Origin of the sequence: Microbacterium sp. ISL-103 (assembly GCF_018613995.1) — a bacterium.
Lineage (GTDB): Bacteria > Actinomycetota > Actinomycetes > Actinomycetales > Microbacteriaceae > Microbacterium.
Genome location: NZ_JAGGPD010000522.1, coordinates 1 through 5657, shown reverse-complemented (window position 1 = coordinate 5657; position 5657 = coordinate 1). Strand labels below are relative to the sequence as shown.

At 68.7% G+C, this 5657-nt stretch carries 6 protein-coding genes; 2 read left to right on the top strand and 4 right to left on the bottom strand.

The window, feature by feature from the left end; all coding sequences use genetic code 11:
• Window positions 1-151: 151 nt before the first annotated feature.
• Window positions 152-922 (top strand): aquaporin, encoded by a 771-nt coding sequence (locus J7E68_RS17015; RefSeq protein WP_215174586.1) that lies wholly within the window; start codon window positions 152-154, stop codon window positions 920-922.
• Window positions 923-955: 33 nt separating this feature from the next.
• Here the strand turns inward: J7E68_RS17015 and J7E68_RS17010 are convergent, their stop codons facing one another.
• A complete protein-coding gene (locus tag J7E68_RS17010) occupies window positions 956-1948 on the bottom strand; it encodes a stage II sporulation protein M (RefSeq protein ID WP_215174588.1) in 993 nt (330 codons plus the stop codon).
• A 16-nt stretch (window positions 1949-1964) separates the two neighbouring features.
• Here J7E68_RS17010 and J7E68_RS17005 point away from each other — a divergent pair, with 16 nt between their 5' ends.
• Window positions 1965-2774 carry an RDD family protein gene (locus tag J7E68_RS17005; RefSeq protein ID WP_215174584.1) on the top strand — a complete coding sequence of 270 codons (810 nt, stop codon included), beginning with the start codon at window positions 1965-1967 and terminating at the stop codon, window positions 2772-2774.
• Window positions 2775-2812: 38 nt separating this feature from the next.
• On the opposite strand, the gene J7E68_RS17000 is transcribed toward J7E68_RS17005, so the two are convergent.
• From J7E68_RS17000 to J7E68_RS16990, 3 genes are all read right to left on the bottom strand, one after another.
• Window positions 2813-4027, bottom strand: a complete 1215-nt coding sequence (locus tag J7E68_RS17000; RefSeq protein WP_215174582.1) for an ABC transporter permease — start codon at window positions 4025-4027, stop codon at window positions 2813-2815.
• The gene (locus J7E68_RS16995) at window positions 4024-4776 is read right to left on the bottom strand and encodes an ABC transporter ATP-binding protein (RefSeq protein WP_215174580.1); all 753 of its coding nucleotides are present in this window, start codon (window positions 4774-4776) and stop codon (window positions 4024-4026) included. Before J7E68_RS16995 ends, J7E68_RS17000 begins: the two co-directional genes overlap by 4 nt.
• The coding region (locus J7E68_RS16990; RefSeq protein WP_215174578.1) for an efflux RND transporter periplasmic adaptor subunit at window positions 4773-5657 on the bottom strand (885 nt) is incomplete at its 5' end. The genes J7E68_RS16995 and J7E68_RS16990, both read right to left, overlap by 4 nt.

Here is a 5657-nt window from a genome sequence, read left to right as displayed (position 1 = left end):
GGGGCGGATGCGGTGCGCCGGGCCGGAGTCGAGGCCAGCGCCGCCGACCCCGCGGCGCTCCCGCCACGGATCGCCGACCGCTATCTCGAGCTGAAGGCCGCTGGGCGGCTGTGAGCCTCACCACCACGACGCGAGGAGCAACGACACACCGATGACCGCCACCACACGCATCCCGCAGACCATGACCGCGCGGCTCACCGCAGAGGCGTTCGGCTCTGCGGTGCTCGTTCTCGCGATCGCCGGGTCCGTGCTCTTCGCCTCGGGGCTCAGCGAGGCCACGGATGCGTCGGGCCCGGGCATCGGATTCGTCGGAGTCGCTCTGGCCGCAGGTCTCGCGCTGATCGCCGCGTCGTACGCCTTCGGGCCGATCTCGGGAGGGCACTTCAACCCGGCCGTGAGCGTCGGCGTCGCCGCCGCGGGACGGATGCCGTGGCGAGAGGTGCCCGCGTACATCGTCGCCCAGTGCATCGGCGCCCTAGTCGCATCGACGCTGGTCTTCCTCATCGGCCTGTTCGGTCCGGAGGGCTGGCTCGAGGCTCAGCGCAACGCGGGCTTCGCGAGCAACGGCTTCGGGGCGGCGTCCCCGACCGGCTTCGGGATGGGAGCCGCGATCATCGCCGAAGCGCTCTTCGCCGCGATCTTCCTCCTCGTCATCCTCGGAGTGTCTCATCCGGTGCGCGGCAGTGCCTTCGCCGGCCTCGCGGCGGGGCTCGCCCTCGCACTCATCCATCTGGTGCTGCTCCCGATCGACCTGGCCTCGGTGAATCCGGCTCGATCGCTCGCCACCGCGGTCTACGGCGACACGGATGCCCTGGCGCAGCTGTGGGTGTTCCTCGTCTTCCCCGTGATCGGAGCGCTGCTCGCCGGATTCGCGTATCGAGGACTCTTCGACGGCATCGAGAAGGCGCCCGTCAGCGCCTAGCCGACCCGTGCGGACTCGGCCGCGGACTCGACGTCAGCCGGCGAGAAGACGAGGGGTGCCCGCTTCGAACTCGACGAGGTCGCCGCTCTCACCGCGCCGATGAGCGCGTCCGCCGATCACGAGCATGTAGATGAGGAAGGCTCCGAGGGCGGCTGCGCCGATGCCGATCTTGACGGGCCACGGCAGCGCCCAGCCGGTGACGAATCCTTCGATGAGCCCCGACACGAACAGCGTGAAGACGAGCCCGATCGCCACCGTCGCGAGCGCTCGCCCCTCAGCCGCGAGCGACTCCCCCCGAGAGCGGTGACCGGGAGCGACCCATGACCAGAACAGGTGCAGACCGGCGGCGGCCGCCACGAAGATCGACGTCATCTCGAGGAGCCCGTGGGGCAGGATGTACAGGATCATGACATCGACCTGGTCGTGCGCCGCCATGATCGCACCCGACACGCCCAGCCCCATGGCGTTCTGCACGAGGACGTTCACGGGCCAGAGACCGGTGATGCCGAAGAGCACGCACTGCAGAGCGATCCATGCGTTGTTCGTCCACACCATCCCCATGAAGACCGCGGCAGGATTCTCGGTGTAGTAGCCGGTGAAGCTCTCGTCGGCGTACTGCTCGAGCAGGTCGGGGGGGCCGAGTGTGGCGAGCAAGGCAGGGTCGGAAGAGATCCACGCCGCGGTGCCGACCACGATCGCGATGAATGAGACCGCGATCACGAGTGTCGTCCAGCGGAGGCGGTAGAGCGCGGCCGGCAGCTGCAGCGAGAAGAACCGGGCCGTCTGAGTGAGGATGTTGTCGGAAGCACCCGTCAACCGCAGTCGCGCCCGCACGAGGATCGTCGAGAGATAAGACCCCTGCGGCGACTCCCCCACCGACGTCTTCAGTTCGGCCAGATCGGCGGACGCCGCGCGGTAGCGGACGATGAGCTCGTCGACGCCTGCACCGTCGAGTCGCGCGCGACTGAGCTGCTCGAGCCGTTCCCACTCGGCGCGGCGTGCATCTGTCAGCGCATCGGCATCCACCTGATTTACTGTACTCATGTCTGCCCCGCTCGACGTCTCCGATGAGGTGCTCTCCGGCGAGGCCGTCGCGATCGACGTGCAGCCCGTGGGCTTCCTCCTTCGAGCGGCCGGCGCCATCATCGACATGCTGGTCGGCTTCGGCGTCTTCATCCTCACCGTGTTCCTGCGGATCTGGCTTCTCGACGTCGGGCTCCTCGACGAGGCGAGTGACCGGATCGCTCTCGTCGCTTCGATCGTCATCAGCTTCGTGGTGCTGCCGATCACGATGGAGGTGGCGCTGCGCGGCCGCAGCCTCGGCAAACTGGCCGTGGGCGGGCGCATCGTGCGGATCGACGGAGGCGCCACGGGTTTCCGTCACGCCTTCATCCGCGCGCTTCTGGGCGTGCTCGAGATCTACATGACCCTGGGTGGTGTCGCCGTGCTCTCGGGAGCCTTCAGCGCACGGTCGCAGCGGCTCGGCGACATGGTCGCGGGCACCTACAGTCAGCGGGTGCGCACTCCCCGGCTCGTCCCGTCGGAGCCAGTGCTTCCGCCTTCTCTCGCGGGCTGGGCTCAGATCGCTGACGTGGCTCGCCTGCCCGACCGCCTCGCGCGACGGATCTCTCAGTTCCTGCAGAGCGCTCCGCGCATGGTGCCCGCGGCGCGAGCACGAGTCGCACAGGACCTCCTGACCGAGGCGGCGCCGTTCGTGTCACCCATCCCGCCTGGGCATCCCGAGATGCTGCTGGTCGGGATCACCGTGCTCCGCCGGGAGCGCGAACGCCGCGCCCTGCAGATCGCGGATCGCCGAGCCGAGAAGCTCACGGGGCGTCGCGTCGGCATCTGAGTCGTCACGATCGCGCGCCGGCGTCAGACCCGGCCGAGTCAGAACCGGATGGCGTCGATCACCTTGACCCGCAGAGCGACCAGCGCCGGAATGAGCCCCGCCACCGCGCCGACGATGATCGACGCCGCGAGACCGACGAACGCGGCGCGCATGGGGAAGGGCGGAATGTCCTGGATTCCGTAGAACAGCGAGGTGACCACCCAGTCCGATCTCAGCACGGCGACCACCACGGCGATACCGATGAGACCGGCCACCGTGGTCGCGACGAGGCTCTCGAGGAACACCGAGAAGAAGACCCGCCCCGACGTCGCTCCGAACGCCCGGCGTACTCCGATCTCGCGCACCCGCTGCCTCATGGCGACGAGCTGGATGTTGATCAGGCTCAGCGCCCCGAGTCCGAGGATCACCGCTGCTATGCCGCCGGTGACCATCTCGAAGGTCGCCTGCGCATCCATCGCTCCGGGTTGCGCGGCCCAATCGGTGCGACTCACCGACACCGTCTGCCCCTCGGGAAGCCCCGCGCGCAGATCCATGGCGAGGACGGGGGCGATCTCGTCGACCTGATCCTGCCCGAGCCATACCTCGTACTGAGGCCAGGCTTCCTGCGGCAGTGCGTCGACACGTTCCCGGTACGCGTCGTAGAGGATGTCGAGACGCAGCTCCTCATCGCCGAACCCCTGTCGCGGGACGACGCCCACCACCTGGTAGATGCCTCCGGCAGCGCCCGTCAGAGTCAGGGTGGGATGCTGCGACAGGGGAACGCGTCCGATCCGATCCCACAGCGCCTCGGTGACCACGACGGCCGGAGCGAGCGCCTCGACGTCGGAGTCCTGCAGCCAGCGCCCATCGAGCAGCTTCTCCCGGTGGATCTGGGAGTACGCGGGATCTATCAGACGCGCGCCGACGTCGGCCACGCCCTCGGGAAGCTGAACCGGAACCACCATCCCCTGCACGATGCGGGCCGTGTGGCTGAATCCGAACCGCTCCGAGACGCGCGAGAACCTCTCGTCGAAGGCGTCGAAGTCCACCGGCGATCCGTCGTCGCTCGCCACACCGACCGCGACCGTGGCCACGCGCCCGCCCCAGCGGTCGGACTGCTCGGCCTGGAACTGTCGCTGGTACTCCGAGATCGCGACCACTCCGGTGAGCGCCGCCACCGAGACCGCGATCCCGATCAGGCTGAGCAGCACCCGGAGCTTGTGCACGCGGATCTCGGCCCACGCGTCGGACAGCGCGCCCAGCAGGGCCGTCACGATGCGCCTCCGTCACGCGCAGACGGCACCGAGGCGGCGAGCGTGGATGCTTCGAAGGCCCGGCTGAGGTCTGCCTGCTCGAGAAGCCCCGCGTCGAGCCGGTAGTGCCTGCGTGCTCGGGCGGCGACGTGAAGATCGTGTGTGATGGTCACGAGGGCAGCGGACGTCTCTGTCGCGACCTCGTCGAGGAGCGACATCACCGAGGCTCCGGTGTCTATGTCGAGGGCACCGGTCGGTTCGTCGGCCAGGATGAGCACCGGCCGTCGGACGAGGGCCCTCGCGATCGCGACGCGCTGCTGCTCGCCACCCGAAAGACGATCCGCGACCTGCTCGACGCGGTGGCCGAGTCCGACCCTCTCGAGCATGTCGGCGGCGATCGCACGGCGGTTCCAGAACACCCGACCCCGCGCGTGGCCGAGAGGCATCATCACGTTGTCGAGGGCGGTGCGACCCGGGAGGAGATTGAACTGCTGGAACACGAAGCCGACGTTGTCGCCGCGCAGTCTGTCGAGCCTGCCCGATCGCATCCGGCGCACCTCTCGCCCCTCGAACGACACCGATCCGCTGCTCGGGGCGTCGAGCATTCCGAGGATGTTCAGCAGTGTCGATTTGCCCGATCCCGATCTTCCGACGATCGACACGTGGTCTCCCGCGCTGACCTCGAGCGTGATGCCCCGCAGTATCTCCAGGAAAGAATCGTCGGCCAGCCGCACGCTCTTGGTGACGTCTGCCAGCGAGACGAGCGTCACCAGCTCATCCCGCTGTCGCACTGCTCGACGCCCGGCTCGATCTCGTAGCAGACCTCTTCGACGGGGGCGACGAAACCGGGGACGAACTGCCTGATCGACTCGCCTTCCTCGAGACCTTCCACGACCTCGACCATGGCACCGTCGTTGACCCCGAGAGTCACGGCCCGCTCTTCGGGTTCCGAGCCGTCGCCGGCATCCACCCACACGGTGCCGGTGCCGGCTCCGCCCTGCACCGCCGTGACGGGGATCACGAGGGCATCGTCGACCTGCCCGAGTGCGAGGTCCATCGTCGCGGGGAGCCCGGCGAACACCACCTGGTCACGAGGAACCGCGCAGCGCACACTCGCCGTGCCCTCAGCGCTCACCTGCACCCGAACGCCCGAGCAGCTGAAGGGCGCCGGGCCGCCGGTGATGGCCACCGACGCCTCGGCCGGAGCATTCACGAGCCGGTAGAGCTGCACGGGCTGCACGGTCGCCAGCAGGTTGTAGCGGGCCGGCGTGAGCGTGTAGATCTTGGTGCCCGCCGACGTCATCTGCCCCTTCACGAGCGCTACTGCAGATATCTCGCCTGCCTCGGGAGCGGTGACGTCGATGTCCTTGCGTGGATCGTCCTGCCTGATCGTGAAGAGCTTCTGGCCGGCCTTGACCGCGGCTCCATCGGCGACATGGACCGCGAGGACGGTGCCGTTGAGCTCGGTGCGCACGGGGAAGGCCTCGTCGCGCGCCACGTTGCCGCTGAGCGAGAGCGCGTTCACGACCGACCCTCGTTCGACCGGGATGACAGGATCGGTGATCGATGCCTCGGGGCGCACGATCGCCTCGGATCGGTCCGGGAAGAAGGCGACCTTCACAAGTGCGGCAGCGCACACCCCGCACACGAG